This window comes from Pedobacter gandavensis, assembly GCF_014172405.1.
Lineage (GTDB): Bacteria > Bacteroidota > Bacteroidia > Sphingobacteriales > Sphingobacteriaceae > Pedobacter > Pedobacter gandavensis.
The window spans coordinates 1,861,149-1,887,537 of the sequence record NZ_WNXC01000001.1 but is presented as its reverse complement, the minus strand read 5'-3'; the positions used below and the strand labels follow the sequence as shown (position 1 = coordinate 1,887,537).

The window sequence follows — 26,389 nt, the reverse complement described above, 5'->3', positions numbered from 1 at the left end:
CATGGGAACACATAAAATTACGGTTAACATCAATAACCTTAGGAAGAAAGCAATGATGTCATTTGATAGGCTGACCATAACACTAAACCAAAGTATCGCAGAAAGTGAAAAGGAATATGGTGATAATATGGTTAGGGTTGATCCTGACGATATCCAGACTGAAATGGATGACCTGAGAATGCTTATTGGTTCAATAGGCGGGCTGTGTATCGAGGGGGATAATGATTTTAAGGATGTCTTTTCTGAAGCTTATCCTAGCGAATCATCAATGGTTTGTTTTAATGAGGAAGAATGATCATGAGGAAGATATCATTCACTCAATGGCTCCTGATTGCATTAATCGGAGCCATTTCAATGTTAGCATACCAGCTGAAGAAATTCGACGATAATGCTTGTAACGATGTCAGGTTTAGTGTTTACCAATTAAATCATTGACCATGGGACTTTACAAACAGATCTGCTGCCTTTTGAAGCACGTCGGAGTATTCACCAGGCACAACAAATTGTACTGCCGTAAATGCGGCAAAAGGATTGCCTAAACCATATATCATGAAAAAACTATTAGTGATTATCGCTCTTTCATTGAGTGTAGGGACCTGTAAAAAAGATTGTCCAGAACCGGAATCTAAAAAAGAAAGGATCAAACGACCGGATCCACGTGACAGGCCGGTTGTAGATACAACAGTTAAACCACCTAAACCCATTTGACCATGAAAGAAATTACGGAAGTGCAGATCAACAGAGCTGCCGAATTAGATAATGATGACGAAATCCAGCAGAATTGCTTTTATAGTGGTGCTAAGTGGATGCAAAAGGAAATGCAACAGGAATGGATACCGGTTAGCGAAAGGTTGCCGGTTCATCCAACATTTGAAGAAGTACACGTGTTGACTTATGGGTACGACGATAATTATGTTTCATATTTCTTTGAGGGGGAGTTTTATGATAAGCAACAAAATGACCAGAACGGAAATCCAATAGTTGTAACTCAATTTATCACCCACTGGATGCCGTTACCTGATTCACCCAAAATATAGAACAATCATTCTATAATCAGTCATTATAGAATAAAAGCTATATAATCTTAAAAAGATAAACCAATTTATTTATGAAAGCACTTTCAATTAAAAATCCATGGGCGATGCTTATTGCTCATGGCATCAAAGACATTGAAAACCGTACATGGAAAACTACCCACAGAGGCAGAATCTACATTCATTCTTCTGCTAAATCAACCGGTGATAATGTTGTTAAGCTATTGAACGATAGAGGTCAACTTATGATAATTAGTGATTCTCAGTACCATAGCGTTATAGGTAGAAATCCTAATTCAGCCATTATTGGCGAAGTTGATATTGTTGATTGCGTTATTAGTCACGAATCTATATGGGCAGAGAAAGCGGAACCAGGTGAAAAACCTATTTATAATTGGGTACTGACCAATCCGGTCCTGTATGATCATCCGATTGAAAACGTAAAAGGTGCACTTAACCTTTGGAATTACAGTAAACCGTAATGATTGAAGTACCATTATTCATACTTTACTTTATCTTAATTATGACTAAGCATACCCTACAAGCAAAAAGAATAGCATACGCAGCCAATTTCGCTATACATGAGTTGCTTTTTTCATGTAGTGAAATTGGAACATTTTATTCAAGGCGTGGTAAGAGAACGCATAGAGGTATTGTAATTAAGCCATCCATATAGGAAGGGCTTTTTACTTAGAATATCCAATAAATCAGAAGGCAAATTATGGCCAGTATAGGGATAAGTTCCCACCACCCAAATGACCAGGTTTGATCAACATGCAGTTCAGCTTCCTCTCCGTTGATCCAGGCCTTTAAATAGCCAAGTACTTGCTTAATCATTATGCTTTAATCGTTAATTCCTCACCAGTCAATGCAAAATACAAATTCTGTAGTTGGTGGACGTAGCTAACGAAAGTTAGCGTATTTCCTTCAAAAAATACTGGATACTCACCATCATTATCAAAATGAATTTCAAAGCTATCATTAGGTAAATCATAACGCTTTCTATATCGGTCACTTCGTGAGTTTTCCACTAACTCAAATTTAATCAGCCATTCATTTGTGAGGGGGATAGGTTGAAGCAAGCCAATTATCTGACATCCATTAACCAGCTCACCAGAATAACTGTCTACTGATTGTAGATGTTCTACTTTTTCCTCAGCACCTTTTTTATAAATGTAATTCCCTATTCTTAGTTCGCTTGCTTTCATGATTTTATCCTTAATTCAAATTCATCCCGGGTATGCGTGTTTTTACTTCCTTTAATAGGGCGATACTAAGCTTCTTATGTTCTTCGTTGATGTAAATGTGATTTTTAACTCGATGAGTCAGGTCCTCAAACCTTCTTTTAGCGTGATTAGAATTGTAATCAAAATTTTCAAAATCAGCCAATAAAGTCGCGTGATCGTCCTCCACAATTTTTATATTACCAATTGAAACATGGTGATCAAAAGTCGATGAAGAGAAGCCTGATCTCGACCTGTCGAAATCAGAGATGTAAAAATCATATTGCTTCCTAAGAAAGCCCCTGAAGTCCCTGGTAGAGTAGCGTCCATCCTCTCGGCAGGCATCTAGTTTGCTTTTGATTATTAGCGCTTCTTCGTGTGTAAATACTGATCTTCCTTTCATAATCTATTTCTTATTAGCAAAGTAGTAATAAAACATTGCTTTTACTGGCTGACTCATTGGCCTGGTCCCGTTAACCCACGCTGACAAGTTTGTCTTGTCTACACCAGTATCCCCCTGGATATCCTTTAACCTGGTGCCAGTGGTAAACATTTTTTGTTCTATCCATTTAGGATCCACCTCGTCAACAACGGCATTTTGAAATGGTACCGGTTGGACAATAATCTTATGTTCTGGAAGAAATTTACTGAATAATTCTTGGGTCCTGGTATTTAGCCTTTTTACATCAGCATAATTTTCGGACAAATGCTTCCCCTGTTCAGCTTTTACCGTAATGGTATTGTCTCCAATGCTTATAACCTTAAACGATATATTAGAATGCTTTAAATGCAGCTTCGCAGCTTCATCAAGCTCCATCATATCCCTTGCGGACATCAATCCTCCGAGTTTTAATAAACCTTTAATCGTATTCATAATATGAGTTTTAAAGGGAGGTTTTACCCTCCCTGATTGTTTATAGAAATTTCAAGTTGTTGGTTTCGATTTGATATATCGCGATTTGCTTGTTTTCAATTCCTGATCTTGTGGCTTCCTCTTCATTATTGAAGATTATTACAGCGTCCCAATAAAACAAATCCTCTTCTTTCCAACCTCCTAATACTTGCGAGGTTTTAAGTGCCACCTCTAAGGCTTTTTTCAGTCCCTCATCGCCGAAGCAGTTTTGAGTTTCTATTTGCGCTACAATCCAACCTTTTTTAACTGGTTCAAGGTTTGTAGTGTAAACCGTAAATCCGTTTGGATTCTCTTCGGCAATCTCTTTTAATCTTTCGATTATATTCATTTTGCTTTGGCATTTATATTCCGGAGCCTACCGGGTGTTTAAGGTTTCAAATAACTATCTCGCTTTCGCTTAACAAATATAATAAAAAGTATGTTAATTACAAACTTTTTTGTTTTTTTGAAACAAGATTTTATACTTAAATTGATGTATGGAAGAAATCAAAGAAGGGTACTACGAATTTAATATGGAAATTCTTGACTATTGGAAGTCAAAGGGGGTTAGATCTATAACCTGCGAATTGATAGAAACAGATATTCCATACGAATACTTAGAGGAAAATGCTGTATTGATCACTCCTTCATTTGATGAACCTTATTCAAGGCCAATCACTGAAGAATTCCCATTTGACGATAGTATTCCGGATAAAGAGGATGTAAACAGTGATTATGTCCTTCGATTAACTACGCCAATCGATTTGGTTATCAATGTAGTGAAGGAGGAATATATAAGAGAACTTCTTTAAAGGTCGTGCTCTTCGATCAATTCTCCAATTTGCCTGACGTAATCTGGTGTTAATTGGTCAAGGGTGGTCCATTGTACTCCAAGGTCATTAACTTCTGGAATTAAGGTCCCTAATTTTGCGTTAGAATCATGAATTAAGTAGCTGCCATCCTCATTTAGTATTACATTAAGGAGCTTCCCGTCTAAGTTTATTTCAAATGGTTCCATTATAAGCTATTTATTGGTTGGATTAATTGAGGGTTATTATTTACTATTCCTTTTATAGCAGCTGCATTGATCTCAGTTGATAATCTGTAGTTCTCCATATTTGAATCTGGGTAAGGCTTACAAACAGAAAGCAATGCTGAAGGTGCTAGTTCTTTATCTAACCAGAAATTGTAATTATGAGGATCCAAAATTACAGGCATTCTGTTTTTTGGAGAATGCACTTCTCCAACTATCTCATTAGCCTCAGTAGTCATAATACTGAATGACCTGTATATTTCTCCAGTTTTGCCTTTCCACTGGCTCCAGAGCCCAGCAAAAGCAAATAAATCACGATCTTTAAGTACAAATCTCCATGGTATTGAAACGCCGGTCTTTTTATCCCATTCGATAAATCCATCAGCTATGACTAGGCAAGTTTTATGATGCTCAATTAATGGCTTCCAAGTTTTCTTTTCCAGAACTTCTTCACTTCTTGCGTTGATAGTACTCATCGAAAGTTTTGTATCAGCTGCCCAATAAGGTATAAGTCCAAAGTGCATCTTTTGAGCTATTCCTGGTTCATCAGCTGTGATCACCAGCCCATTTTGGGTGGGAGCCAAGTTGTAATTAGGATCCAATATTTCCGGAATTGTCACCGGAAAGGCCTCCATTATTTCAGAAGGAGTTTTTGATAATGTATATCTGCCGCACATAAATAGTTTAACATAAGTTACATTATTTTGTTTTATCCGCCAAATAACTGCTAATCTTTGCCTTAAGTTTATCCTGTTCTTCTCTTAGCCTAGCCAGTTCCTCGTCCTTGTACTTTAAATAAGCCATTGGATCAATTATCCTAAACTGCTTTGTATTTTCCTTGCCTCGGAAAATATCAACTTTCTCCTGGCAGTCAAGGAATTCCTCTGGCGTATAGATTTTCTTTGTTGCGGCTGAATAAACCACGAACTTTGAAAGCCTTGCCTCTTTCGCATACGGCTCCTTCGCCGCATATGCTGGATCTTTTATCATTCTATCTTTCCAGGCTCTCATACTCATCGCTTAAAACTGTGAACCTTTTCTCAAAGCTCTCGCCTCTATATTTCAAAATGATGTGGAATCCATGGCCACCATACTTAACCTCCTTTATGAAATCATAGAATACCGGCTTAATAAATTCAATGAATTTTAATTGATATCCTTCAATGTCCGGATTGATAAAGGTGGTTTTATACGCTTCGCTGAACTCCATGAAATTAAAAATAACAGCAGTCTCCGTGGTATTCACAAACTTCGATTTATATGTAATATTTGATGTTAACGCATAATTGAGCCTAATGTATGTAATCAGCTTCCATTGAAGGAGCTCAAGGGTGTCTCTGTAATCTAATGATACTGTTCTCATATCTATTCAATTTTGGGATCACAATATTGCTAAAAATATTAGTAAAAATGCAAATAAAATTATCATTTAACCAAAGTGCTGCTTGAAATTGAATCCAGATTAAATGCTTCTCTAAAATGTATGCCAATCGAATTTTTGGGCAATGATTGCCTATTGAAATAACACTTGATCTACAAAATCCTTGACAATGAATTCTATTGTCAAAACAGGTTCTTCTTCTCAGAAACTGGCCATGGTAATTTAGCCAAATGCCAGAATTAAACTTTAAAATCACCGGTGACGATAGCGACTTAAAGAAAACGCTTGCAGATGTCGCCAAGATGCAAAAGGAAACTAATGCCCAGGTCGCAAAAGATATAGCGACAGGGGTTGAGGTGGAGAAAAAGGAACGTGATAAAATAGTTAAAGTTACCAAAGAGCAGAAAGAAGCTTCAAGGGGAGTTGTGGATGCCGTAAATGAAGAGGCTAAAGCCCATGATCGCGCGACTCAGGCAATAAAGAGAAAGAAAATTGCAGTAGATGAAATAAGAAATACCCAGATCCAACCGTCACAGGTTTTATATACACCTCAAGATTCTAAAATTGCAGCAGAAAATGCGCCAGCTAAAGGTGGTTTACCTGTGGGGGCAGCTGCGGCAATTAACCAAGCTCAATATGAGGGAGCTGCTAAGGCTGCAGAATATTATGGAGCTGCGGCAAGTTCTGCAAATACAACGGCTGCTTCAACGGCACGGACCGCTACTAGAGCTAACGACGACAACAGAAGGGCTATTGATAGTTTAAAGATAGCCCTTCAGTCCTACAAAAATATAGCAGGCTCTGCTACTAATCCTGCGATTTTAGCAGAGTACAATAATAAAGTTAGGGAAACTACAGCTCAAATCCAACGCCTAAATAATGTGGGTAAGAAAGGCTTTGATGAATTAGGTAATCGTATTAAGTCAACCATTGGAGCGCAAGAAATCCTTAATAACAAACTAAGGTTTTTTCAAGATGCACTTTCTAGAGCAAAAGCACCTCAATCTTTTGTGACTCTTAACCAGAAAATAGAAGAGACCAAAGCTGCTTTGGATAGACTTAACAATGCAGGTAAAAAAGGTTTTGACGAACTAGGTAATAAAATAATTAAGACCGATAGTGAAGTGGGAAAGCTCCTGAATACAATCAAATCAATTGGTGCTGCAATTCTCGCTGCATTCAGTGTTCAGATGATAACTTCATGGGTTAAAGAAGCCAGAACTTTAGCTGCCAATGGTGAAGGTATCCGAGATGCATTTTCTAAGCTTGGTAATGAAAAAACTTTAGATAAGCTGCGGATAGCTACAAGGGGGGCCGTGACAGATGTTGATTTGATGGCTAAAGCATTGCAGGCTAAGAATTTTAAAATTGGTCCAGAGTTACTGGCAAAGGGTTTGGAGTTAGCAGGTAAAGTTTCCCGTCAAACTGGTGTGGATGTAAATTATTTGGCTGATAGTTTTGTCACTGGTTTAGGCCGTAACAGTTTAAAAATTCTGGACAACCTTCAGATTTCCCAGGTTCAGCTTCGTAAAGAGATCAATCGTACTGGTAGTGTTCAAATTGCAGTAGGAAATATTGTTGATGAGAAGCTTAAAGAGATGGGAGAAGTTGCCGAGACTTCTGCAGATAGGATGGCTAAGTGGGCTACCAAAATCGCGAATATTAAAGAGAAGGTTGGCCAGAAAATCAATTTCATTTTTAACTATGATTCATTAAAAGAAGCTACCAAAGATTTTTATGAAACAGGATTAAGTGTTCAGAATCTTCAAAAAAATATTTCTCCTCTACTTACAAAATTTGATGATCTGTCTGCTAAAGCTGCAAAAAATGGAGGTATAACCAAACTTACCAAGATTGAACAGGCATTGATGAAAGATATCATTAAGCAAGTTGGAGATGAAATTCCTAGTGCAATTACTCAATTTGATAAGTATGGCAATGCAATGAGCATAAGTACTGACCGCGCCAAAGAATTCATCAAGCAACAGGTGCTGGTGATGCAGGCATTGAATGAAGTTAGGATACAAGAAACAACTAAAAAACTTGGGGAATTAAATAAAGAGTTGACTGCTGTTCAAGCTTTAATGGATGAAAGTGCAAAGACAGGATCAATAAAAATATATGAAAACAGTAACGCTGGATCAGGCGGTGGAGGTGTGGCCCCAACAATTAGGAAAGCAACCCAAGCAGAGGTGGCGGCTCTTGTAGCAAGGGGAAAAAGTTTAGCGGCTCAAATTGAAAAGAATAACGCCTTATTGAACGCTGATTCAGGTACTTTATTGACTAACAGACAGGCTGAAATTGATAAAAATAATATCATAAAGCCAATTAATGATGATTCTAAGGACCAAAAGGAAGCTGATAAATTAAGAAAGGCACGTGAGCGTCAAGATGCTGCAGATGCTTCTGCTTTAAGTGCCCAAGAAAATCTTCAGCAGCGTATTCAAGTGTTGAAAGATAAGTTCGCCAGACAGGGTTTTACTAAAGAGCAAGAGGCGCGCCAAGCTATTATTGATGAGTTTAAAAAACTTGCATTTGATATCGAGCAGCAGGCCAAGAAATACGACGCATACGCGAAAAAATATGGAGTTAAGCGAGCAAATGAAATTTTAGGCCCTAAACAAACCACAGAACAAATCGAGCCTGTCCGTAAGGCTGCAATTGATGATTTGACGTATAGGCAAGAAACTGCTCAACTTGAAATTCAGTTAATAAAGCAAAGAGATTTATACGAGTCCTTTGAGATGTGGAAGCGGAATTTTGGTGAAGAAAGCGCAAAGAAAAGATTTGGCGACGAATTGGATGTCAGCACTACATACCTTGATAAGCTTAAAGAAAACTACTCAAAACTGCTTTTGAAATCTGCAGTAAGTACAATAACCAATTCACCTCTTACTGGTGGTGAGCAAGAGAAACTTTTAGCTGGCGGTAAGCTGCTTGAAGAGGCCCAGAAGTCTATAAAAAATAAGCAGGATCAGGACTACGCATCTGCGTTCAAAGCTGCTGAAGATCTTGCTCAAATGGAGCTAGCTATCAAAAAAGACTATTCAATTCAGCTGGATGCTTTATTGAACAAACAAAACGGTAAAATTTCAGACGAACAAAGGAGGAACCTAGAATTAAGCCGTGATGCAGGTATTAACTCCGCAAGGGAGGAGGTTTTGGCTAAATCCGAAGTTTTTAGAAAATACAGCGAGGAAGCCTTAATCCTAACTCGTGAGCAGATTAGAAAGCAGATTGAAACGATGCGTTCCTTATTGAAAGATCCTTCAATTTCTGCGGATTTGAAAAAGAGTGTTGAAACCCAACTTGGTGGTTTAGAAGGAAGATTAAATTTAGGAGCTAATAAATCAAATATCCAAGAGCTTAACAAGGAAAAGGGTACTGTAATTGAAAAAATCTCAAAGAGAGAACAGCTTAAAATTTCCACTCCAGAAGATACGGCAGCCTTAAAAGGACTTTATCAAAGGTTACTTGAAATCCAAAATCTTACAGATAAGCTTAACGCTAAAGGATTGAAGGGGTTTATGAAAACTCTTAATGAAAACAAAACATTGAGTGGAGTTGCTACCGGTTTAGGATTAGCCTCTGATGCCGCAATGACCTTATCCCAAGGTTTAGGTGGGGTTGATACTGAGGCTGGTTATACTCTAGATACCATTGGACAATTGGCTGGTGCCGCTGGGGATCTTGCTGGGGCAATTGTTTCAGGAGATCCCGCTAAAATGATTGGCGCTGCTGTAAAAGCTGTCGGCACCTTGTTCTCCATTGGAAAAAAGGTTCGTGAAATGAATTTGGCCGCTAAAAAAGAGGTTGAAGACTTTTATATCAATGCTATTAAAGGGGAAAGAGAATATCAGGATCTGCTCAAAGAAAGGCAACTTGAAACAATTCGTAATAATAAAATAGCCTTACAAGGTATTCGAGATGAAATTAATCTGAGAAAGTCCCAAACTGTTGATTACAGTAAAGAGGCGAATGAGATCATGGGTAAGCTTCAGGGGCAATCTTTTGTAGCAAGCGAAACCTATAAGCATGGTACATGGTTTAGAAAAGCTAAGGTTAATAAAACCTATGGAAGTTTAAATGGCAAATCATTTCAAGAGTTAAGCCAGTTACTTGCCCAAGGCAAGTTGGAAGGAGACGCTAAGGCTTTAGTAGAGCGATTGAAAGAGTTGGAGCAGAAGGGATATGATGCTGAAAAGGCTATGGCTGATTTGGCAAAAGAAACATCTGAGTTATTTACAGGTACTTCTGCAGATAATCTTACCAACAGTTTATTGGATATGTTTAAGCGGGGAGAAACTGGGGCAACTGACCTGGCTGATTTCTTTAAAGCTTCAATGGACGATGCCGCATTGAGCATATTCAAAAATAAAGTGTTAGCTGGGGCAATGGAGACCTTCTATAATGAGTTTGATAAAGCAGCTCAAAGTGGGGAGGAGCTCACTGCTGACGAGCTAGCCAAGTTAAATGGCCTGTTTACTTCACTTACAGGTGACGCTTTGAAGAAATTCGAAGATTACAAAAAGATTACCGGCTCTGATTTGTCTGGATCTTCAAATAAGACAGGAGTTTCTGGAGCTATTGTAGGAGAAGCACTAAAAGAGGATACCGCCAACAAAGCAATGGGTATTTGGCGTGGTAATTATGATCTCACAAAGGAGCTTGTTTTTATTTCAAAAGAATCGAATGCCTCTTTAAAGCAATTAGGCTTAACAGCGATTGATCAGCTAAACATTGCTAAATCTAATCTGGACGTAGCCTTAAGGATTGACTCAAATACTTTTAGAACCGCGAACAACACGGACGGAATAGCTGGTCAGCTAGATAAGATTATTAAAAACACGAGTGGTGACTCTCTCGATCAATCTTTAAGAAATGGGGGAATAAAACTATGATGTACGGCCTGAAAAATGTTTCATTAACAGAATTTGGCTTTGTGCCAGGTATCCAAGATAAAAGCAATCTTGCATTAAGTGGATTTCTAAATATGCCATCAAGATTAGGTAAAACCTTTCACGATTGGGCAGGTGAAGCAGGGATTGAACCTTATGTCAGTGCTGATGAAATTTTCTTCGGTGGAAGGGATTTAATGCTTTCTGGATTTATCCAAGGTATAGATCGTGATGATTGTGAAAGCAAAAGGAGGGGGTTGATCGCATTAATTGATGGTTTTACAGATTTAGTTCCACTTGAAAGTAAATGGGGGACTTTTGATGTGCTTGTTAGCGGTCAGATTAAAGCTGAATTCTTACATAAAACCTTGCTGAAATTGGAGATTCCTTTCAGAGAGCCACAACCAGATCTATCTGGTGTTTTACCAGCCGGAAGTAGTTCTGAATTCGGTATTGATGGAATTAGTTTCAAAGATTTAGGTGGCTACTTACTTGAGCTTTCAGGTGATCGGAGGACGCGGCCGACTCCTAAGGCAGGTCAATTTACCGCATACGGAAAGGAAGGTTATCAAATCACAAATCCTGGTGTTAGTGAGCTTGAAATTAAATTATTCATAAAACAACCTACCTACTCAGAATTTAAGAAAAAGATACAAAGTCTTTATAAGCTATTTGCTTCTCCAGGTTTAAGAAATCTAACGGCACACAATGATAAGTTGAGATCTTTTTTTGTGAAAGATGGCTTTGTAGTCGATACCATTTATTCGAGAAGTGATTGCTTTATAGGGATGGTTACATGCAAATTAACAGAGGCAGGGACTCCTGGTAATATGCAGAGCTTATTAGATGACTTAGGTTATTTAGTTACAGATAGTGATGGGAATACAATTAAAATAAAATTATAATGGCAGAGAAGAATTTCCCAGAAGGGTACGCGAGGTTGAATGATCCTGCTGCTGGTACAAAATTCATTGTAGCCAGGGCAAGTGACGGAAAGATGTATTATGTGCTGCTCTCTGATATCCTGAATGGAACCCTTAAAGCTTCTGATCTGGAGGCTTACCAGTTGAAGCTTGCTTCAGGTAGCACCATCAAAACCATTAACGGGCAATCCATATTAGGATCTGGTGATGTTACTATTGTCGGTGGCGGTGGTGAAGTTGATATCACTAAGATTGCCAATGCTTGGGGCCAGAGAGAATATGAATTGAATGAGTTGGCCACTCTTGAGGTCAATAAAATAGAATATCTTTTCAGGTCTGCACAAGCTGGTAATTCAAGTAAACCTACATTGGATGCCGTTGGATCATGGCTTAAAACGGAATATACGTCGGCTATTCCAAGGCATCAGGATGATATTTATTTTAATACTGGATATTGGGCGCATCAGCCGATGAATTTGGATGGTGTACTTTATGACTTCGTTTATGAGTCCCTTGTTGATGATAATGTAGGCAACAGTCTGTTCAATCCTAATCCTCTGTTTTGGAAGTTTGTGGGTGATTTAAAAGGAGATTATGTAGCTGGTAGATCCTACAAAGATTTGGAAATGGTTAAAGACTCCACTGATGGTGGGCGTATTTATATCAGCAAGAAGGCTTATAACTACGCTCCATTATCTGATTTATGGGCACCAAACAAGTGGACCTTGTTAGGAGCCAAAGAAGTTGACCTGACACCAATAAATGATAAAGTCTCCTCTATTACCCGTCGAGTTGTAGAACTTGAAAATAAGCCACCAGGATCTTCTGAAACCAAACAAACAATTTTAGCAAAGCTTGGTGCTATTGCATTGACTGGTAGCAATACCGGTGATCAGGATCTTTCAGGAAAGGTCGATAAAGTTGTCGGGAAATCATTAATCAGTGATACGGAGATCACAAGACTAGCCGGAGTTGCGAACGTGGATATATCTGGAAAGGTGGACAAGGTACCCGGTAAATCTTTAGTGCCTGATACGGAGATCGTAAGGCTGGCAGGTCTTGCGAATCAAGATATTTCTGGAAAGGCGAACCTAATTGGTGGAGTTTTAGCCACGGAAGAGTTGCCAGAAATTCCATTAGAAAAAATGGCTGTCGGACTACTTTCTCCATTGCAATTTGAACCACTTCCAGATGGAAATATTGGAATTAAAACCAGCTACTTGCAATCTCTCGGTCTTGGTGGTGGAGGAAACGTTACCCCGGGAGCACCTACAAACCCTGTAGTTAATGACACACTTGATACTTTTACGGTAACACCTCCATCTGGATACTTAGGTGCTGATTTGGAAACTCAAATTAAATCCGCTGGAGTATGGGGTGCGTGGACTCCAAACACATCTGCAACTTTCAATGTTGGCAATGTTGCAATTCCAATTGGTGATATTCAGACCAGGGTTAAAGCCGCTTCAGGTAGAAATGCGAGTGCTGCGGTAGCGAGTACTTCTGCCTTTACGGTTTCTGGCGGCGGTGGTTACATTGTAGAGAATACTTATTTGTTGAACTTTTGTAGCGAATACGGAAGTTTTCCGGAAACACCACCTCCATACTTCAACAGTCTAAAACCAAGTAATAGTCTGATTCAAGTTGATAATGGGTTTACGTCTCCAGTCTTAATAAATGATAAAAACATTGCATCAGCCATGAAGTTAACTAATACTGGTGCTTTCTCGGGAGCATCCGGAATGGTATCTTCTGATCAGGATGCAGCAGGTGAAACTTCTGTTTTTGAAAACTCTGCAGTAAACACAGCTTGGAATATTAATGGTGGGACAAACGCGAAAATTAAAATAACAGGCCTGAAAACAGGGAAATTCTATCAGATTTATGGGTTGATGCCTGTTTCTGCTACTGACTCTGTTAGAGGATTTGTTATTGCTGGTGTCACTAAAAATAAGACTGCAACCACAATTTTGGGAAGCTTCCCGGTTAAAGCGAATGGCCTAAATGACCCTCAATGGATCGTTTACAATAACATTACCGGGTCTGAAGTTGAAATAGCAGTTAAACGTGTGAGTGGAGATTATGGAGCGTTCTTGTCAATGATCGTGATTGAAGAATCAAATACCACTAAGCCATGATAAGGACAGGAAGAAATTATCAGATATCTCAAATGCAGATACCTGATCCGAATGGGGAGATTATAACGACTATAAAATTTGCCGCACCCACCGGAACCGTAAACATGGTTAAGCCAAACCTTAAGTACAATAAACGCAATTGGATGGGTTTCGATTTTGATGATGTTGCTGCGTGGGTTGTGGATGCTTACAACGTTATCCGACAATATAAATACACAGACGGCTGTGGTATTGATCATCCTTACGCTATGACCATGGCGATAAATGGAGCTAATGAGACATCAGGACAAGAATACACGTTCAGTGAGGGGCTTACGGTAGCTATGGTTATGGCTATGACTAAAGTGGGAAGATGCGACTTATCTGACCATGGTTATTTTCATGACCCCGTTGGTTTTGGGGCAAATGTAACTGCAGCGGAAAGCACCATTAGAATGCAGGACTTCGTAAAGCGAAAGTTCAACTATTGGACAAGATCGAAGACCGTCCCTCAAAACTATGCAGGGCATGCTCAGGCGGCTTTCGATCAAGGGTATCTGTATGTAACCAGCCAAGGCACTTTCGATACTTTTACTCCAGAATGGGAGTTTGCGCCTCCTGGTGATTATAGTAAGGTTAATAAATCATTTGGGGCAGTTAGACGAGATTTCTCAGATAAATGGCAGGAAGATGAAGCTTTCCTTAAAACTAAAGTTAATGATTTAGTTGCCTCAAATAACAAGTTCTTCCGTATTGGATCTCACACTGTTGATGTGGAGTATTTTGGTAGATTCTGTCAATATTTAATGACTCAATCGAATGATAATACGCTCTGTTGCACCACTAGAGAGCTATTTGAATATGAAGAAATGAAGAGACAACCTACAACTTGGGACGTCCAAGGCGACACGTTAACTATCACGACGGACATTAACGGTTTGGATGCTAAAAACAGATGGAAAGACCTGTCATTTTTGATTTCTTCTGACCAGCAAATTAAAAGCGTAACCACCAATGGAGATAGTTGCACATTCAATCCAGGTACAGGCCTGGTGAACGTATATAAAGAAACAATTAACTAAGCAGAATGATTAATAAGGTAGATATTTTTAGAGAGGGAGTGATCATTGCATCTGTTGATATTGATGAGGGCACTATGTATAATGAAAAGCTGAATGGGACTAAGCTTATCACTTGTCCAATTGTGGTCCAAACAGCAATTGATTTACAGGAAGGTGATTACATTGTGTATGAAGATGAGCCCGGTATTCCTGAAATCTACATAATTAATACGCTTCCAAAGTTTAGCAAAGACAGTTCTTCATTATCCAAAAACTATGATGTAGTTTTTGAGACGGAGTTTTACCTGCTTTTAAATGATTATATCTTTCATGAAGGCGATCCTGTTTTTCCTTACTATAGTAATGCCAGAGGTCATCTTCAACTTATGGTTGATAATGCCAATAGAAATAGCTCTGGATGGTTGGTTGGTGAGGTTGATGATACCGAAGAAAAGCATATTGATTACAACTGGACTTATGCCCGTACTGCCTTGGATGAAATTGCTGCAAGGTTTGGTTTGGAGTACAAAGTTTCCGGCCGTACGATTCGGATGGTTAAAACCATTGGGCGTGATACCGGCTTAACTTTTGAAGTTGGAATAGGCAAAGGGCTTCACCAGATAGAACGAGCTCCAGATACCGGTAAGAATGTAATTAACCGGGCTTATGGTCTGGGCGGTACTAGAAATATTGATGCATCATACAGAGATGGTACAACCAAAGGTTATTTAGTTTTTGAGGAGCGTTATGTTGAAACTCCTGGAGTAACCGCCGGCACCGAAAGGGTAAAGGAAGGTAAATTCGAGGATCCAGAGATTTATCCACGGTTTAAAGGATCGGTGACAGGGACAACCTTAATTAAAGATGCTGCAGGTGAAGTGATAGGGGCCACTATTACGGATACTGCGATTGATTTTGATATCAATGCTCAGCTTGCCTTAATGCCAAAGGAGATGAAGCCTAAAGCGTCATTCTTAACAGGAGCGCTTACTGGTGTTGATTTTGAAATTGAAAAGTATGATCATGCGACGAAGACAATAACACTGATCATAAATAAGGATACCAATGGATATCCTCTTCCAAATGCACTTAACTTTCCGGAGCCTGGGGATAAATTCACCCTCATTGATATGATGATGCCAGCCGCATATAAGGTTGCTTCTGAATTGGAATTGAAGGAAAAAACACTTGAATTCCTGAATGACAATAAATTGCAAAGGTTATTGTATGGCTTGACTCCTGATGAAAAGGTCTTACGGTCGAATAATATTCGGTTAAGCGTTGGTGATCGTAGTACGGTTGTAGATACTGATATTAATGCAAATGAAATGCTACGTGTTACTGAGATTGGTTACCCAATTGTAAATCGCTTCAAAGTATCCGCGATTATTGGAAATGAGATCCGTTACGATAAAGTGGTAAAGCTTTTCGCTGATGTTGTCCGCGCTAAAAAAGAAATCCAGGTTATTGATCGGAAAAGTGCTGAACTAGCTAAGCGAGGGGTTCAGAACCTTCGTGCCTTTGAGCAAAGTATTTTCGATACTGATGGGATGCTTCAGGCCGAACGGTATAATGTAGGGGTGCTTACTGCTATCCTTGGAATCTTTGGGGCAAAATCTCAGAATTTCAAATTGAACCAGGTTTTCATCACTGACAACTTTAACGGTAATGCCAATTCTGTATTTATTTCCACCGGAGAACTGATCCATTTTGAAATTTCAAATCCTGGTGATAAAAATATTTGGGTAATGTCGGATTTGGTGCAGATTGAAATGGAACCTGCATCACTTTATTATGTATATGCAAAATGTAGTAGGCTTGCACAGTTTGGGTCATGGGTGGTGACTACCGAACAGATCAAGCCGGAGGATGTTCCTGATTATTACCACTTCCTTGCAGGGGTAGTGTATCCTGTTTTAAATGGATGGAGAAATTCAGATTTTACCAATGGTATTGCTGATATCAATGGTAACCGATTGAAGATTGGTAAAATTGTTTCCCGCGATGGCCAGACTGGGTTTGACTTGGATAACAGTACAATTTTTGGGAAAATCTCCTTCCGTACGAATAATGGAGGCCTGAAAGATATTGCTTTGGTTGAACAAACTGCCAACGATGCCGCTAAGGCTATTGCTGGTGTTGAGGATTATATTACCGCCGTTTTACCTACTGAAATTGCTGATTTACAAGCTCAGATAGATGGTGCTATTGAAAGCTACTTTTATCAGTATGATCCCACACCATCAAACCTTCCTGCCTCTGAATGGAATACTCCTGAATTAAAGTTGAAGCATGGAAATGACACTTTCAGTAATACAAGTACAGGAGCTTCATGGCGTTGGGTATTTGAAAATGGAGAATGGACATGGAAGGTGATCACTGATACAGCAACACAGCAAGCTTTATTGTTGGCCGGGAAGGCTAAAGATACAGCTGATGGCAAAAGGACTGTGTTTGTTGATCAACCATATACACCATATTTAAGGGGTGACCTATGGGCTCAAGGAGCCGGCGGTGAGTTGATGAGGTGTGTAACTGAAAGGTTGGCTGGTGCTTTTAATGCGTCTGATTGGGGCAAATCCAGTAAATATACTGATGATACGGCTGTCAATAATCTTCAAGTTGGTGGGAGGAATTACTATTGGGCAGGCCTTAATTTTAATGGATACCAAGGAGCCGCGTTGCATTGGAAATCAAATACCGGAATGCTCATTGCTGGGACAAGCGCTAATACTGCTTTAATGAGATTAAGCAGATGTATAACATCTAACGGGTGGCATACGGTTAGTTTTGACGGATGGGTTGATACTGTAAATTGGAATGCAACAACTCAAATTGTATGTAATGACGCTTACTCTAGCGGCGCGCTTGATTTCACTACATCAAGTAAGAGATTTACGTTCACTTTCAATGTTCAAAACTGGACAGACGCGGTATATAATTTTATTGATTTTCAGGGATTATCCGGCCAGGGTTATCGAATTGAAAATCTGATGATTGAAAAAGGTAATAAAGCAAGTGACTTCTCTATTGCTCCTGAAGCTGTTGCCACAGACGCCCAATCAAAAGCCGACGCAGCACAGACAGCTGCCATTGCCAGCGCAAACGCAACTGCAGAGGCCATTGCACAGGCTAAAGCCAATACAGCTAAACTTGAAGCTATAGCCGCTGCTTCAAGTGACGCTCAGGCAAAAGCTGAACAAGCAAGGGTAAATGCTATAAACGCCTCCAATGCTTATGCCGCAACTGTGGCCAATGATAAAGCTTCACAGGCGCAGATCAATGCTGCTGCAGATGCTTCAAATAAAGCTGAAGCTGCGAGAGTAGCCGCTGTAAATGCAGCCAATGCTCAATATGCTACTTTAACCAACTCACTGAAGGCTACGGCATATCAAGATATTGATCAGTGGGCTATTAATGGACAATCAGTGTTTCAGGGTGGAAAACTAAACGTTTTGCTATTGGATGCTGCTTACATTAGGGCAAACATCATTAACGCAGCTTATATCGAAGCTTTGGACATCGTTTCAAAAAGCATAAGAACTGATTCCGCAAACCGAAAAAGAATTATAATCGATGGCGTTGAAAATAATATAAGACTTTTAGATGAGAACAATAATGTCGTGTCTGTACTGGATGATGATAGCGCACAGGAGGCTGCTTATTATACTTTATATCCTCCATTAGCACTTACAAATCCGATCACCGGAGAGGTTTCCTATCCAAAGGATTATTTGTATATGGCCTATGCGGGTTCTGAAGCTAGATACTATTATTCAAGTATGGGACCAGGACTTTCAATTGGAATTTCACCAACTCATGCAGCCGGGTTTAGTTATATAGGCAGGAAAGCTATTACAACAACAGGTAGTATAAACGCTGGGACTCCAAATGGCTCACAGCGATCTTCTATGGATAGAAATGGAATTAGAACTACGGGAACAATAACAGTTAGGAGCGGCTCAACAGATATGAATGGAATCTCAGGACGATTTGCATATTTCTATGGTCAAGATGCTTACCACCTTATATTCTCTAATGGGATTTTAGTAGGAAGCGGGAACGGGGCATAGGAATAAAGCAATAGACAAACCCGGTCGAAAGCCGGTTTTTTTGTTTGAAACATAAATGCTTGACAATGAATTCTATTGTCAAAACTCCCCTTATTTTCATTAAGTATACACGAGTAAGTTTGTGTCAAAGTCAATTGTGAGGGAGATATGAAAGAGATTACAGAAACATCAAATAAGGGAATCCAATTCCTAATTCAAGAAGAAGGGCTAGTCAAAAGGCCCTATTTAGACCAAGTGGGTGTGCCAACTATTGGAATTGGGTGTACATATTATGAAAATGGGACCAAGGTTAAAATCACCGATCCTCCAATTTCCACCGAAAGAGCCATTAAACTATTCCGGAATTTGCTTCGGAATTATGAACTGGCAGTTTATTCAAACACCAGAGATGACATAAATCACAACCAATTTGACTCATTAACTAGTTTTACTTTCAATGTTGGAGCTTCCGGTTTTCGTTCATCAACCTTGCTAAAGAAGGTTAATGAAAATAAAGAAGATCCGTCAATTAAATTAGCCTTTGAAGCTTGGAAAAATGCAGGGGGGAAGCCAATTCTTTTGGCAAGAAGGAAAAGAGAAGCTGAGTTGTATTTCACTCCAGCTAATACTCACCAGGCTACTGACGAGCAATTATACATCAATCAGGTTAAATTCATTCAATCAAAACTAGGTTTACCTGATGATGGGATTTTTGGTAAAAATACCCGCGCGACAGTAATTGATTTTCAAACAAAACATAATCTGGTTCCAGATGGTATTGCCGGCCCTCAAACATTAGCCGAATTAAATAAGATATAGCAGCGCACTTAATGGAAGGAAATATCATCCCAGAAAAACAAGATATGGTCGACAGGAAGGCTGCGTGGATTGAAAGAATGTTTGATAGGTTGTTTACAGCCATGCAAAAGAACATGACTGCAACGGTGCTCATTCTTTCTTTGGGGCTTAACTTTTACCAGTACACCCTAAAGAATGAGGTAGATGCTTTGCGCCTTGCTGAGTATGCTAAATCCAAAGAAGAAATGATTTTGGAAGTTCGTAGAAGTGTTCAACGCGAGCTACCCAAGCAGCTGGCCCCATACCAAGCACAACAGGATAGCAATTCTAAAAAATTGGATACATCCCTAATCAATCTTAATGGTACAGTAGAATCAGTTAAGCAGTATTTCAACAAAAATAAGAGGAAATGAGAAAGTTATTCATAATGCCCTTTTTCGTGCTATTCATGACAGGGGCAACATCCAATGGAGTAAAACCACAGTCAATACCAGAAGAAAAGGCGTCTACCTTGAACACTCCAATTAGTGTCAAAGTAGATTCCGTAAATGCCAGAGCCCAAGAGTTGGATCGTTTAATCAAACAGCTATGAGAAATTACATCAATGCTTTCCTGATCTCAATAATCATCCTGCTTTCAGGGTGTGGTGCTTTTAGGAACGTTTTCAAGTCAAAGGAGTATACAAAGCTGGAAACTAAATCCGAAATCCGGAAAGATTCAATTGGGTTGATCGTTGATAAGTCTGTCACGACTATTAAGGAGAAATTGGATACAGTGATCACGGTACCCGGCCAAACATTTCATCAAGATACTTACTTGAACCTGGATAGCTTGGTGAATGGCATGACCGCGGTTAAAAATGATCTGTTGGATGTTCGGCTGGTACTCAATCCGGTCACCGGCATCCTTTCAACAATCGCTACTATAAAGCCTCGGCTGGCGCCGGTTAAATTTAATAAGGAAACTGTGAATCAAAATGATATTACCCAGCAGTCAGCAATGTCGGAATCAAAGAAGGAGGAGGCAAATAAATCATCCGGTTCCTACGATATTCAAAAGGAGCCGGTTAGTTTGTGGTGGTATGCAGCTGGATTGATCATCTTGATTATTATAGTTATCTCGTTTAAATCTTGGTGGAAGAATCGTTTTAAGGCTTAACCAAAAATATCATCAGCAGCCTGGTCCAATTCGTCATCTTTTCTAATATCATTTAAATAATTTTGATGAACTGCAAGGCTACTATGTCCCAATAATTCCATAGTCACCATAGGATTATTTATTTTATCAATTGCCATTCGTGCAAATGTATGTCTGGCAATATGAGAAGAGAGTGGTTTGTCGATTCCAGCCATTTTAGCAATTATCTTCAAATATTTATTTACGACTGCTGTACATATTTCTTTCTCCTTCATTCGAGCAGCCTTATTGTCAAATTTGCTTAGCTTTTTGTTAGGGCTCCATTTGAAGAATGGAAATAGTCTTTCATGCCTTCCTATGTACCTATCAACGATTTGCTGGGCTTTACCAATGATTTTCATGGATGCTGTTTTACTGGTCTTATCATCAGTGTAGGTGAAGACCCCATTCTTAAACTGATCTGCGGATGCCTGTAAAATGTCTCCAACACGAACACCCCTTAAATAAACCTGAAGTAAAAATAGGTCTCTAGTGGCTGCAATTAGATCTCCTTCTGGAAGTGATAAGTCTTCTAGGGATTTCATTTCTACGGAATTAAGTTTTTGCTTAACAGTTTTGTTTGTTGGTAGCTTAAAGTTTTTAAGCTCCTCGCTAAGGGATCCTTTATAATAACGAGCAACTATTGATCGAATAGTCTTTATTTTTTTCTGAGCCGTAGTTCCATTATTGCCAAGAGTTTTTAGATGCTTTGCGAATTTCTGGAACCAATTAAGGTCCATTGAGCTTAAAAAAAGATTTTCAATGTTAGTGAAATCAGAAATTTGTGTTTTAAATCCGTTTACTTTATTGTATGACCCGACCTTCATGTCAGACTTTAAGCGTTCCATTTCCAAATCAAATGCTTCGGCTAATGTGAGCTCCTCCTTAGTTTCAAATAATGTATCCTCGTTAGAGTCGCCGGTTTTTACGCTAAATAGATTCTGTTCAGCTTCTGCGTACTTTTCAGATATGTATTTGTTTATATAGGCGGAGTTTGGGACTTTAGTCTTTATTCTTTTTAGGACGTCATCCCATTCCTCAATAAAGCATTTATGTATAACCTTCCTTTTAGTTGAACGTTTCGTGATAAATTGTAAAACGATTGGGTGTTTTCCATCTGAGTAGGTCTTATGCGTGTAGAGCAGCAATTTCAAACTTATATTCATGGTGTAAACAATAGTGTAAGCATGGTGTAAGAAAAGTAGGGGTTTGTTCGTGCCAAATATATGCTAAAAATATTAGTATTTAGTGTTTAGGCACAAAAAAAGACGACATCTGGAGCAATGTCGCCTTAATTTAAGATAAATCTTGTACACCCAATAGGATTCGAACCTATGACCTACGGTTTAGAAAACCGTTGCTCTATCCAGCTGAGCTATGGATGCGTTTCCCTTGTTGGTGCGACAAATGTAGGAGTAAAAATGTATATCTACAAATCTATTTTGCTTTTTTCTTGCCTGTAAAGTGCATTTGCCTGCTGTTAAGCACGATACAGTGTGAAAAAAAATGTAAATTAGTAAAATAGAAAAGTAGTGGATAAAGCTGCTACTTTCGTTAAAAATGAGAATAAAACTGTTGTTTTGGGTGTTAATATGCTGCAATATAGGTTTTTATACTGATGTTTTAGGGCAGGAGATCAATAAAAACTATGATGAGAAGCTGGCTAAAGAACTTCATGCCGATGATTACGGAATGAAGACATATGTGCTTGCTATTTTAAAAACAGGGCCGGAAAAGGGTTTTTCTAAGGCCAAACAGGATAGTGTTTTCCTTGGGCACATGGCAAATATTGGGAAATTGGTAGAAAAAGGCAAGCTGGTCGTAGCTGGCCCAATGGGAAAGAATGATAAGAGCTATCGTGGGATTTTCATTCTTGATGTGCCTACCATCGCTGAAGCGGAGCAATTAGTGGGCACGGATCCTGCGATTCAATCTAGATTACTAGATGTGGAGCTATATATCTGGTATGGTTCTGCGGCTTTAAAGGAAACGCTGAAAATCCACAGTAGAATAGAAAAACGCAGTCATTAAATGGCAATTCGCTTCTGTGGATGTAATTCTGTATGTGTCAGAATCAAATGCATGATATAATCATTGGACGGGAAAGGTTTCAATGCTGATTTCAACATTCCAGATTCTTTAACATCACTATATTGCGAAATATAACCCATCCCATATAATTTCCCTTGTTCTACAAGGATGCAACTTTGTTCGTCTTCAGTTCTTCCTGTATCTAAAATGGCAAAGCTTGGTAGCATGGTTTTCAGCTGTCCAATTGCATATTTTACCCGTACATTGTAGGCGGGGGCAGACTCCTTACCCAGGCAGGCACCGCTGCAATTTCCTTCCTCATGCCCCGTACAAGCCAGTCTTTTGCTTTGGATATAGCAAAGTTTCTCACATAGAAAATGGTCTTTGATCAGAATTTTTAGTACCTGATGTCCTTCCAGAATGGTATTGAAACTGTATAACACCGGCATATTCTTTTTAAAGGTATCCAAGCCTAATCTGAGGTAGCCTTTTTGATCTTCAAAAGCGTAAAGCGCATATTTTTGTTCATAACGCTTCAGTGCACGATTGTTTTCCGGCCAGAGCCTCTTGATTTCTGTCGCTTCTAGAATGAAAGCCATAAGCTCCGTCCCACAAATCTCAAAATCTATAGAATAAATGTCTTTAAGGAAATTTTGACGCTGCTTCCCTGTATTATTTCCTGTAAAATGAGAACACACCCTTTTCTTGAGACTTTTCGCCTTTCCAATATAAATGACTTTTCCCTTTTGATCCTTAAAATAATATACTCCAGGACAAAGGGGAAGTTGGTCTACCTGAGATTTCGGAAGATTAGGAGGGAGCGCTTGTTCTTTAGAACTGATTTTGAGCGAAGCCGGGATGATCCCTTCCAAATCATTGGTTAGTAAAAGAGTCAACAATTCAGCGGTTGCAGCCGCATCTCCACCAGCTCTGTGGCGGTTATTCAAGGAAATTTTTAATGCGGCACACAACTTTCCAAGACTGTAAGAAGCGTGTCCGGGTATTATTTTACGGCTCAACCTTACTGTACAAAGCTTTTTGCATTTTAAATCATAACCTGCAAGGCTAAGGTTGTGCTTGATAAAAGAGAAGTCGAAATTTACATTGTGTGCTACAAAAACCTTATCCTGTAACAGGTTGTAAATTACATCAGCCACCTCATGAAACATCGGTGAATTTTCGACCATATCGTTACTAATGCCTGTTAAGGCTTCAATATGGCCTGGAATATATTGCCCTGGATTGATCAGAGTTTCATATGAATCTACCACAGAAACACCGTCATGCACTAGAATAGAAATTTCAGTAATTCCATTTCCTGAAGCATGACCACCAGTGGTTTCTATATCTACAACAGCGTACAGCATTTTTCTTTAAAAGTTGATTTTAATTTGTAAATATGCTAATAATTTTAGTATATTATTAAATAATTCAAATAAATGACTCGACTGTAAGAATTTACCAATTAAATACTGGTCTCAATTTTAATCGGATTACTAAGAATCTTATGAATTGGGCATTTGTCTGCAATTTGCATTAACCTATCGTGATCTTGTTGAGATAGGTCGCCGGTAAAAGTTATTTTTCTGGTGATGGTAGTTTCCTTACTCATTTCTTCTTCATTGCAAATGGCAAGTTCTACCTTAATGGTGTCCAGATTCATCTTTTTACGGTCGGCATACATTCTGATGGTAATGGCCGTACAGCTGCCTAAACTTGCTAATAACAAAGCACCTGGTGCCATTCCTTCATCTGTTCCCCCAACTTCTTCTGGCTCATCAGCATAAATGAAATGCCCATTGGAATATATTTTTGTTTTATAATGTGATTGATCTAATTCTGTGATTGCAGTAATTTTACTTGCGGCCATATTGGAGTAATAAAAGGGTTTATAAATCGTTAATTGTTTTTTACAATATAATATCAATTCCTTAAGATTAGCTAAACATTTCAAACTTAGATTTGTTATAACTCACCTAACCACTACTAATATGCTAAGCACTTATCTCAACTTCCAGTTTGATATTCAAGGCAAGCCAGTGAATGGTTTTTGCCTTCAGATTCAAGACGATTTCCATGAAACCTATGCGGTGGTGTTAGACGGCTATCATTCCTTTTGCGTTTGGCTTGATTCTTCCAGCACCTGGAGGTCTTCGAGGCATACCAGTGTAGAGCCAAGGATATTGGAACAAATCATTAACCGTTTGTCAATCAGTAAACTGCGGTAATTTCAAAAACATAGTAGGCTAAATATTGATTTATGGCTTTAACCAATGAAAAATGGGTCTAAAACCTTAATTCTAGCCCCATTTTTCATAAAGATATAATAGGCAATTATGCCTAATTAAGAAGTGCCAAAAATTACCCGAAAAACAGGTAACATAAGCCAATAGCGGTACATACACCCACTAAATCTGCTAACAACATCGCGCCAATTGCATAGCGTGTATTGGTTACGCTTATTGAACCAAAGTAAACGGCGATCACATAAAACGTGGTGTCCGAAGAACCTTGTAAGATGCTGGATAATCTCCCAGCAAAGGAGTCAGGACCATGGGCAGTCATGGTATCGATCATCATACCTCTTGCACCACTTCCACTTAAGGGTTTGATCAGCGCGGTAGGAATACCATCTATAAACCGGGAATCCATACCTATTGTGGCACAAAGATGTTTTAGTGCATTGATGATGATGTCAAAAGTACCACTGGTACGCAGTAAACTTATGGCAACCAGCATCCCCACCAGGTAGGGAATAATACGGATAGCAGTATCAAAACCTCCTTTTGCACCTTCAACAAAAGCATCATATACGTTAACATTCTTATATAATCCGCCCAAGACAATCAAAAGAAAAATCAAGAGTAATAATCCGTTGCTTAAAATACCTGAAAATTCTTGTAAACTCGAGGTCGTGAGGCTGGTAAGGTATAGTACCAGTAAAGCAATAACCGAAGAAAGGCCTAACACCCAAGCCAGGATGACAGGCTGAAAAACATTGATTCTTTGCTTAAAAGAAACGATAAACATGGCAGCCATCGTAGCTACAAAAGTAGCGATCATGCAAGGGATAAATATATCTGTTGGATTGGCTGAATTTAACGAAGCACGGACGGCGATGATACTCACAGGAATTAAGGTCAGACCAGAGGCATGTAAGCAAAGAAACATAATTTGTGCATTGGATGCGGTATCTTTATTGGGATTTAGTTCCTGTAAACTTTCCATTGCTTTTAATCCGAAAGGAGTCGCTGCATTGTCAAGACCTAATAAGTTTGCAGAAAAATTCATCACCATGTGACCTGTAGCTGGGTGGCCTTTTGGTACATCAGGGAAAAGTTTAGAAAAGAATGGGCCAATAATCCGCGATAACAAACGGATGCCACCGGCTTTCTCCGCGATGCTCATAAAGCCCATAAATAAGGCCATAATTCCAATCAACTTTAAGCAGATATTTACTGCGGTCCAGCAGGTTTCAATGACCCCATCTACCTTTAATACGTTACCTGCATCACTGGCTTTTCCAATAATCATCAGGTTGAAAATTTCTGTTTCTCCGAAAAAGAAACACTTAATACTGGCTACTACAATCGCAATGATGATGAATGCAGACCAGATTCTACTTAGGGCCATTAAAATAAAATTAGTTGAACGGTTAAATTTATCGTTTTGAATCTAATAATTCGGTGTGGAAGCGTAAGAATTATTGCTTTTGGACAGGTAAAGCAATAAATTATCTGCCAGATATGTGAACTGGATTGATTAATGAG

At 39.0% G+C, this 26,389-nt stretch carries 28 protein-coding genes and 1 tRNA gene; 16 read left to right on the top strand and 13 right to left on the bottom strand.

What is annotated here, in order from left to right:
- The first annotated feature begins 1 nt into the window (after position 1).
- The 4 genes from GM920_RS07720 to GM920_RS07705 all read left to right on the top strand — a co-directional run bounded on the left by GM920_RS07720 (position 2) and on the right by GM920_RS07705 (position 1,516).
- Entirely contained in the window at positions 2-295 is a 294-nt protein-coding gene (locus GM920_RS07720; RefSeq protein ID WP_182955130.1) for a hypothetical protein, read from the top strand.
- 254 nt (positions 296-549) lie between these two features.
- Entirely contained in the window at positions 550-708 is a 159-nt protein-coding gene (locus GM920_RS07715) for a hypothetical protein (protein ID WP_182955127.1), read from the top strand.
- A gap of 2 nt (positions 709-710) precedes the next feature.
- Positions 711-1,037: a DUF551 domain-containing protein gene (locus tag GM920_RS07710; protein ID WP_182955125.1), complete on the top strand. Its 327-nt coding sequence runs from the start codon at positions 711-713 to the stop codon at positions 1,035-1,037.
- Positions 1,038-1,108: 71 nt separating this feature from the next.
- Positions 1,109-1,516: an ASCH domain-containing protein gene (locus GM920_RS07705; RefSeq protein WP_182955122.1), complete on the top strand. Its 408-nt coding sequence runs from the start codon at positions 1,109-1,111 to the stop codon at positions 1,514-1,516.
- Between the two features lie 354 nt (positions 1,517-1,870).
- On the opposite strand, the gene GM920_RS07700 is transcribed toward GM920_RS07705, so the two are convergent.
- Genes GM920_RS07700 through GM920_RS07685 form a run of 4 tightly spaced genes read right to left on the bottom strand, consistent with a single transcriptional unit; the run spans position 1,871 to position 3,498 of the window.
- Positions 1,871-2,242, bottom strand: a complete 372-nt coding sequence (locus GM920_RS07700) for a hypothetical protein (protein ID WP_182955119.1) — start codon at positions 2,240-2,242, stop codon at positions 1,871-1,873.
- Between the two features lie 10 nt (positions 2,243-2,252).
- Entirely contained in the window at positions 2,253-2,660 is a 408-nt protein-coding gene (locus tag GM920_RS07695) for a hypothetical protein (RefSeq protein WP_182955116.1), read from the bottom strand.
- 3 nt (positions 2,661-2,663) lie between these two features.
- Positions 2,664-3,131, bottom strand: a complete 468-nt coding sequence (locus GM920_RS07690; RefSeq protein ID WP_182955113.1) for an XRE family transcriptional regulator — start codon at positions 3,129-3,131, stop codon at positions 2,664-2,666.
- 40 nt (positions 3,132-3,171) lie between these two features.
- The gene (locus tag GM920_RS07685) at positions 3,172-3,498 is read right to left on the bottom strand and encodes a hypothetical protein (RefSeq protein ID WP_182955110.1); all 327 of its coding nucleotides are present in this window, start codon (positions 3,496-3,498) and stop codon (positions 3,172-3,174) included.
- 148 nt (positions 3,499-3,646) lie between these two features.
- On the opposite strand from GM920_RS07685, the gene GM920_RS07680 reads away from it, so the two are divergent.
- Entirely contained in the window at positions 3,647-3,961 is a 315-nt protein-coding gene (locus GM920_RS07680) for a hypothetical protein (RefSeq protein WP_182955108.1), read from the top strand.
- On the opposite strand, the gene GM920_RS07675 is transcribed toward GM920_RS07680, so the two are convergent.
- The 4 genes from GM920_RS07675 to GM920_RS07660 are packed head-to-tail and all read right to left on the bottom strand — an operon-like array spanning position 3,958 to position 5,545.
- The gene (locus GM920_RS07675; RefSeq protein ID WP_182955105.1) at positions 3,958-4,167 is read right to left on the bottom strand and encodes a basic helix-loop-helix domain-containing protein; all 210 of its coding nucleotides are present in this window, start codon (positions 4,165-4,167) and stop codon (positions 3,958-3,960) included. The two genes, GM920_RS07680 and GM920_RS07675, sit on opposite strands and share 4 nt — an antisense overlap.
- Positions 4,167-4,859 (bottom strand): SOS response-associated peptidase, encoded by a 693-nt coding sequence (locus tag GM920_RS07670; RefSeq protein WP_182955102.1) that lies wholly within the window; start codon positions 4,857-4,859, stop codon positions 4,167-4,169. Before GM920_RS07670 ends, GM920_RS07675 begins: the two co-directional genes overlap by 1 nt.
- 22 nt (positions 4,860-4,881) lie before the next feature.
- Positions 4,882-5,193: a hypothetical protein gene (locus GM920_RS07665; RefSeq protein ID WP_182955100.1), complete on the bottom strand. Its 312-nt coding sequence runs from the start codon at positions 5,191-5,193 to the stop codon at positions 4,882-4,884.
- Entirely contained in the window at positions 5,174-5,545 is a 372-nt protein-coding gene (locus GM920_RS07660) for a hypothetical protein (RefSeq protein WP_182955098.1), read from the bottom strand. The genes GM920_RS07665 and GM920_RS07660 overlap by 20 nt, the downstream gene beginning before the upstream one ends.
- Before the next feature lie 248 nt (positions 5,546-5,793).
- Here GM920_RS07660 and GM920_RS07655 point away from each other — a divergent pair, with 248 nt between their 5' ends.
- From GM920_RS07655 to GM920_RS07615, 9 genes are all read left to right on the top strand, one after another.
- Entirely contained in the window at positions 5,794-10,464 is a 4,671-nt protein-coding gene (locus GM920_RS07655; protein WP_182955096.1) for a hypothetical protein, read from the top strand.
- A complete protein-coding gene (locus GM920_RS07650; RefSeq protein WP_182955095.1) occupies positions 10,461-11,366 on the top strand; it encodes a hypothetical protein in 906 nt (301 codons plus the stop codon). The genes GM920_RS07655 and GM920_RS07650 overlap by 4 nt, the downstream gene beginning before the upstream one ends.
- Positions 11,366-13,522 (top strand): hypothetical protein, encoded by a 2,157-nt coding sequence (locus GM920_RS07645; RefSeq protein WP_182955093.1) that lies wholly within the window; start codon positions 11,366-11,368, stop codon positions 13,520-13,522. The genes GM920_RS07650 and GM920_RS07645 overlap by 1 nt, the downstream gene beginning before the upstream one ends.
- Entirely contained in the window at positions 13,519-14,583 is a 1,065-nt protein-coding gene (locus tag GM920_RS07640) for a hypothetical protein (protein WP_235964466.1), read from the top strand. The genes GM920_RS07645 and GM920_RS07640 overlap by 4 nt, the downstream gene beginning before the upstream one ends.
- Before the next feature lie 5 nt (positions 14,584-14,588).
- Positions 14,589-18,635 (top strand): phage tail protein, encoded by a 4,047-nt coding sequence (locus GM920_RS07635; protein WP_182955090.1) that lies wholly within the window; start codon positions 14,589-14,591, stop codon positions 18,633-18,635.
- Positions 18,636-18,782: 147 nt separating this feature from the next.
- On the top strand, positions 18,783-19,433 hold the full coding sequence (locus tag GM920_RS07630; RefSeq protein WP_182955089.1) for a glycoside hydrolase family protein: 651 nt from the start codon (positions 18,783-18,785) through the stop codon (positions 19,431-19,433).
- 11 nt (positions 19,434-19,444) lie between these two features.
- Positions 19,445-19,825, top strand: coding sequence for a hypothetical protein (locus GM920_RS07625; protein WP_182955086.1), 381 nt, complete (start codon positions 19,445-19,447; stop codon positions 19,823-19,825).
- The gene (locus GM920_RS07620; protein ID WP_182955083.1) at positions 19,822-20,004 is read left to right on the top strand and encodes a hypothetical protein; all 183 of its coding nucleotides are present in this window, start codon (positions 19,822-19,824) and stop codon (positions 20,002-20,004) included. The genes GM920_RS07625 and GM920_RS07620 overlap by 4 nt, the downstream gene beginning before the upstream one ends.
- On the top strand, positions 20,001-20,570 hold the full coding sequence (locus GM920_RS07615) for a hypothetical protein (protein ID WP_182955080.1): 570 nt from the start codon (positions 20,001-20,003) through the stop codon (positions 20,568-20,570). The genes GM920_RS07620 and GM920_RS07615 overlap by 4 nt, the downstream gene beginning before the upstream one ends.
- On the opposite strand, the gene GM920_RS07610 is transcribed toward GM920_RS07615, so the two are convergent.
- Entirely contained in the window at positions 20,567-21,754 is a 1,188-nt protein-coding gene (locus tag GM920_RS07610) for a tyrosine-type recombinase/integrase (RefSeq protein ID WP_182955078.1), read from the bottom strand. The two genes, GM920_RS07615 and GM920_RS07610, sit on opposite strands and share 4 nt — an antisense overlap.
- A gap of 145 nt (positions 21,755-21,899) precedes the next feature.
- A tRNA-Arg gene (locus GM920_RS07605) sits at positions 21,900-21,973 on the bottom strand.
- 175 nt (positions 21,974-22,148) lie between these two features.
- Between GM920_RS07605 and GM920_RS07600 the strand changes: the two genes are divergently transcribed.
- Positions 22,149-22,619 (top strand): YciI family protein, encoded by a 471-nt coding sequence (locus GM920_RS07600; protein ID WP_182955076.1) that lies wholly within the window; start codon positions 22,149-22,151, stop codon positions 22,617-22,619.
- Here GM920_RS07600 and GM920_RS07595 read toward each other — a convergent pair.
- Positions 22,616-23,986, bottom strand: a complete 1,371-nt coding sequence (locus tag GM920_RS07595; protein WP_182955074.1) for an exonuclease domain-containing protein — start codon at positions 23,984-23,986, stop codon at positions 22,616-22,618. The two genes, GM920_RS07600 and GM920_RS07595, sit on opposite strands and share 4 nt — an antisense overlap.
- Before the next feature lie 98 nt (positions 23,987-24,084).
- A complete protein-coding gene (locus GM920_RS07590) occupies positions 24,085-24,489 on the bottom strand; it encodes an OsmC family protein (protein ID WP_182955072.1) in 405 nt (134 codons plus the stop codon).
- A gap of 121 nt (positions 24,490-24,610) precedes the next feature.
- On the opposite strand from GM920_RS07590, the gene GM920_RS07585 reads away from it, so the two are divergent.
- Positions 24,611-24,847: a hypothetical protein gene (locus GM920_RS07585; RefSeq protein ID WP_182955071.1), complete on the top strand. Its 237-nt coding sequence runs from the start codon at positions 24,611-24,613 to the stop codon at positions 24,845-24,847.
- Positions 24,848-24,980: 133 nt separating this feature from the next.
- Here GM920_RS07585 and GM920_RS07580 read toward each other — a convergent pair whose 3' ends face one another.
- Positions 24,981-26,252, bottom strand: coding sequence for a nucleoside recognition domain-containing protein (locus GM920_RS07580; protein WP_182955070.1), 1,272 nt, complete (start codon positions 26,250-26,252; stop codon positions 24,981-24,983).
- Between the last annotated feature and the right edge of the window lie 137 nt (positions 26,253-26,389).

Coding starts and splice junctions, on each gene's coding strand:
- GM920_RS07720 (WP_182955130.1), top strand. CDS start 2: ATGGGAACACATAAAATTACGGTTAACATCAATAACCTTAGGAAGAAA.
- GM920_RS07715 (WP_182955127.1), top strand. CDS start 550: ATGAAAAAACTATTAGTGATTATCGCTCTTTCATTGAGTGTAGGGACC.
- GM920_RS07710 (WP_182955125.1), top strand. CDS start 711: ATGAAAGAAATTACGGAAGTGCAGATCAACAGAGCTGCCGAATTAGAT.
- GM920_RS07705 (WP_182955122.1), top strand. CDS start 1,109: ATGAAAGCACTTTCAATTAAAAATCCATGGGCGATGCTTATTGCTCAT.
- GM920_RS07700 (WP_182955119.1), bottom strand. CDS start 2,242: ATGAAAGCAAGCGAACTAAGAATAGGGAATTACATTTATAAAAAAGGT.
- GM920_RS07695 (WP_182955116.1), bottom strand. CDS start 2,660: ATGAAAGGAAGATCAGTATTTACACACGAAGAAGCGCTAATAATCAAA.
- GM920_RS07690 (WP_182955113.1), bottom strand. CDS start 3,131: ATGAATACGATTAAAGGTTTATTAAAACTCGGAGGATTGATGTCCGCA.
- GM920_RS07685 (WP_182955110.1), bottom strand. CDS start 3,498: ATGAATATAATCGAAAGATTAAAAGAGATTGCCGAAGAGAATCCAAAC.
- GM920_RS07680 (WP_182955108.1), top strand. CDS start 3,647: ATGGAAGAAATCAAAGAAGGGTACTACGAATTTAATATGGAAATTCTT.
- GM920_RS07675 (WP_182955105.1), bottom strand. CDS start 4,167: ATGGAACCATTTGAAATAAACTTAGACGGGAAGCTCCTTAATGTAATA.
- GM920_RS07670 (WP_182955102.1), bottom strand. CDS start 4,859: ATGTGCGGCAGATATACATTATCAAAAACTCCTTCTGAAATAATGGAG.
- GM920_RS07665 (WP_182955100.1), bottom strand. CDS start 5,193: ATGAGAGCCTGGAAAGATAGAATGATAAAAGATCCAGCATATGCGGCG.
- GM920_RS07660 (WP_182955098.1), bottom strand. CDS start 5,545: ATGAGAACAGTATCATTAGATTACAGAGACACCCTTGAGCTCCTTCAA.
- GM920_RS07655 (WP_182955096.1), top strand. CDS start 5,794: ATGCCAGAATTAAACTTTAAAATCACCGGTGACGATAGCGACTTAAAG.
- GM920_RS07650 (WP_182955095.1), top strand. CDS start 10,461: ATGATGTACGGCCTGAAAAATGTTTCATTAACAGAATTTGGCTTTGTG.
- GM920_RS07645 (WP_182955093.1), top strand. CDS start 11,366: ATGGCAGAGAAGAATTTCCCAGAAGGGTACGCGAGGTTGAATGATCCT.
- GM920_RS07640 (WP_235964466.1), top strand. CDS start 13,519: ATGATAAGGACAGGAAGAAATTATCAGATATCTCAAATGCAGATACCT.
- GM920_RS07635 (WP_182955090.1), top strand. CDS start 14,589: ATGATTAATAAGGTAGATATTTTTAGAGAGGGAGTGATCATTGCATCT.
- GM920_RS07630 (WP_182955089.1), top strand. CDS start 18,783: ATGAAAGAGATTACAGAAACATCAAATAAGGGAATCCAATTCCTAATT.
- GM920_RS07625 (WP_182955086.1), top strand. CDS start 19,445: ATGGAAGGAAATATCATCCCAGAAAAACAAGATATGGTCGACAGGAAG.
- GM920_RS07620 (WP_182955083.1), top strand. CDS start 19,822: ATGAGAAAGTTATTCATAATGCCCTTTTTCGTGCTATTCATGACAGGG.
- GM920_RS07615 (WP_182955080.1), top strand. CDS start 20,001: ATGAGAAATTACATCAATGCTTTCCTGATCTCAATAATCATCCTGCTT.
- GM920_RS07610 (WP_182955078.1), bottom strand. CDS start 21,754: ATGAATATAAGTTTGAAATTGCTGCTCTACACGCATAAGACCTACTCA.
- GM920_RS07600 (WP_182955076.1), top strand. CDS start 22,149: ATGAGAATAAAACTGTTGTTTTGGGTGTTAATATGCTGCAATATAGGT.
- GM920_RS07595 (WP_182955074.1), bottom strand. CDS start 23,986: ATGCTGTACGCTGTTGTAGATATAGAAACCACTGGTGGTCATGCTTCA.
- GM920_RS07590 (WP_182955072.1), bottom strand. CDS start 24,489: ATGGCCGCAAGTAAAATTACTGCAATCACAGAATTAGATCAATCACAT.
- GM920_RS07585 (WP_182955071.1), top strand. CDS start 24,611: ATGCTAAGCACTTATCTCAACTTCCAGTTTGATATTCAAGGCAAGCCA.
- GM920_RS07580 (WP_182955070.1), bottom strand. CDS start 26,252: ATGGCCCTAAGTAGAATCTGGTCTGCATTCATCATCATTGCGATTGTA.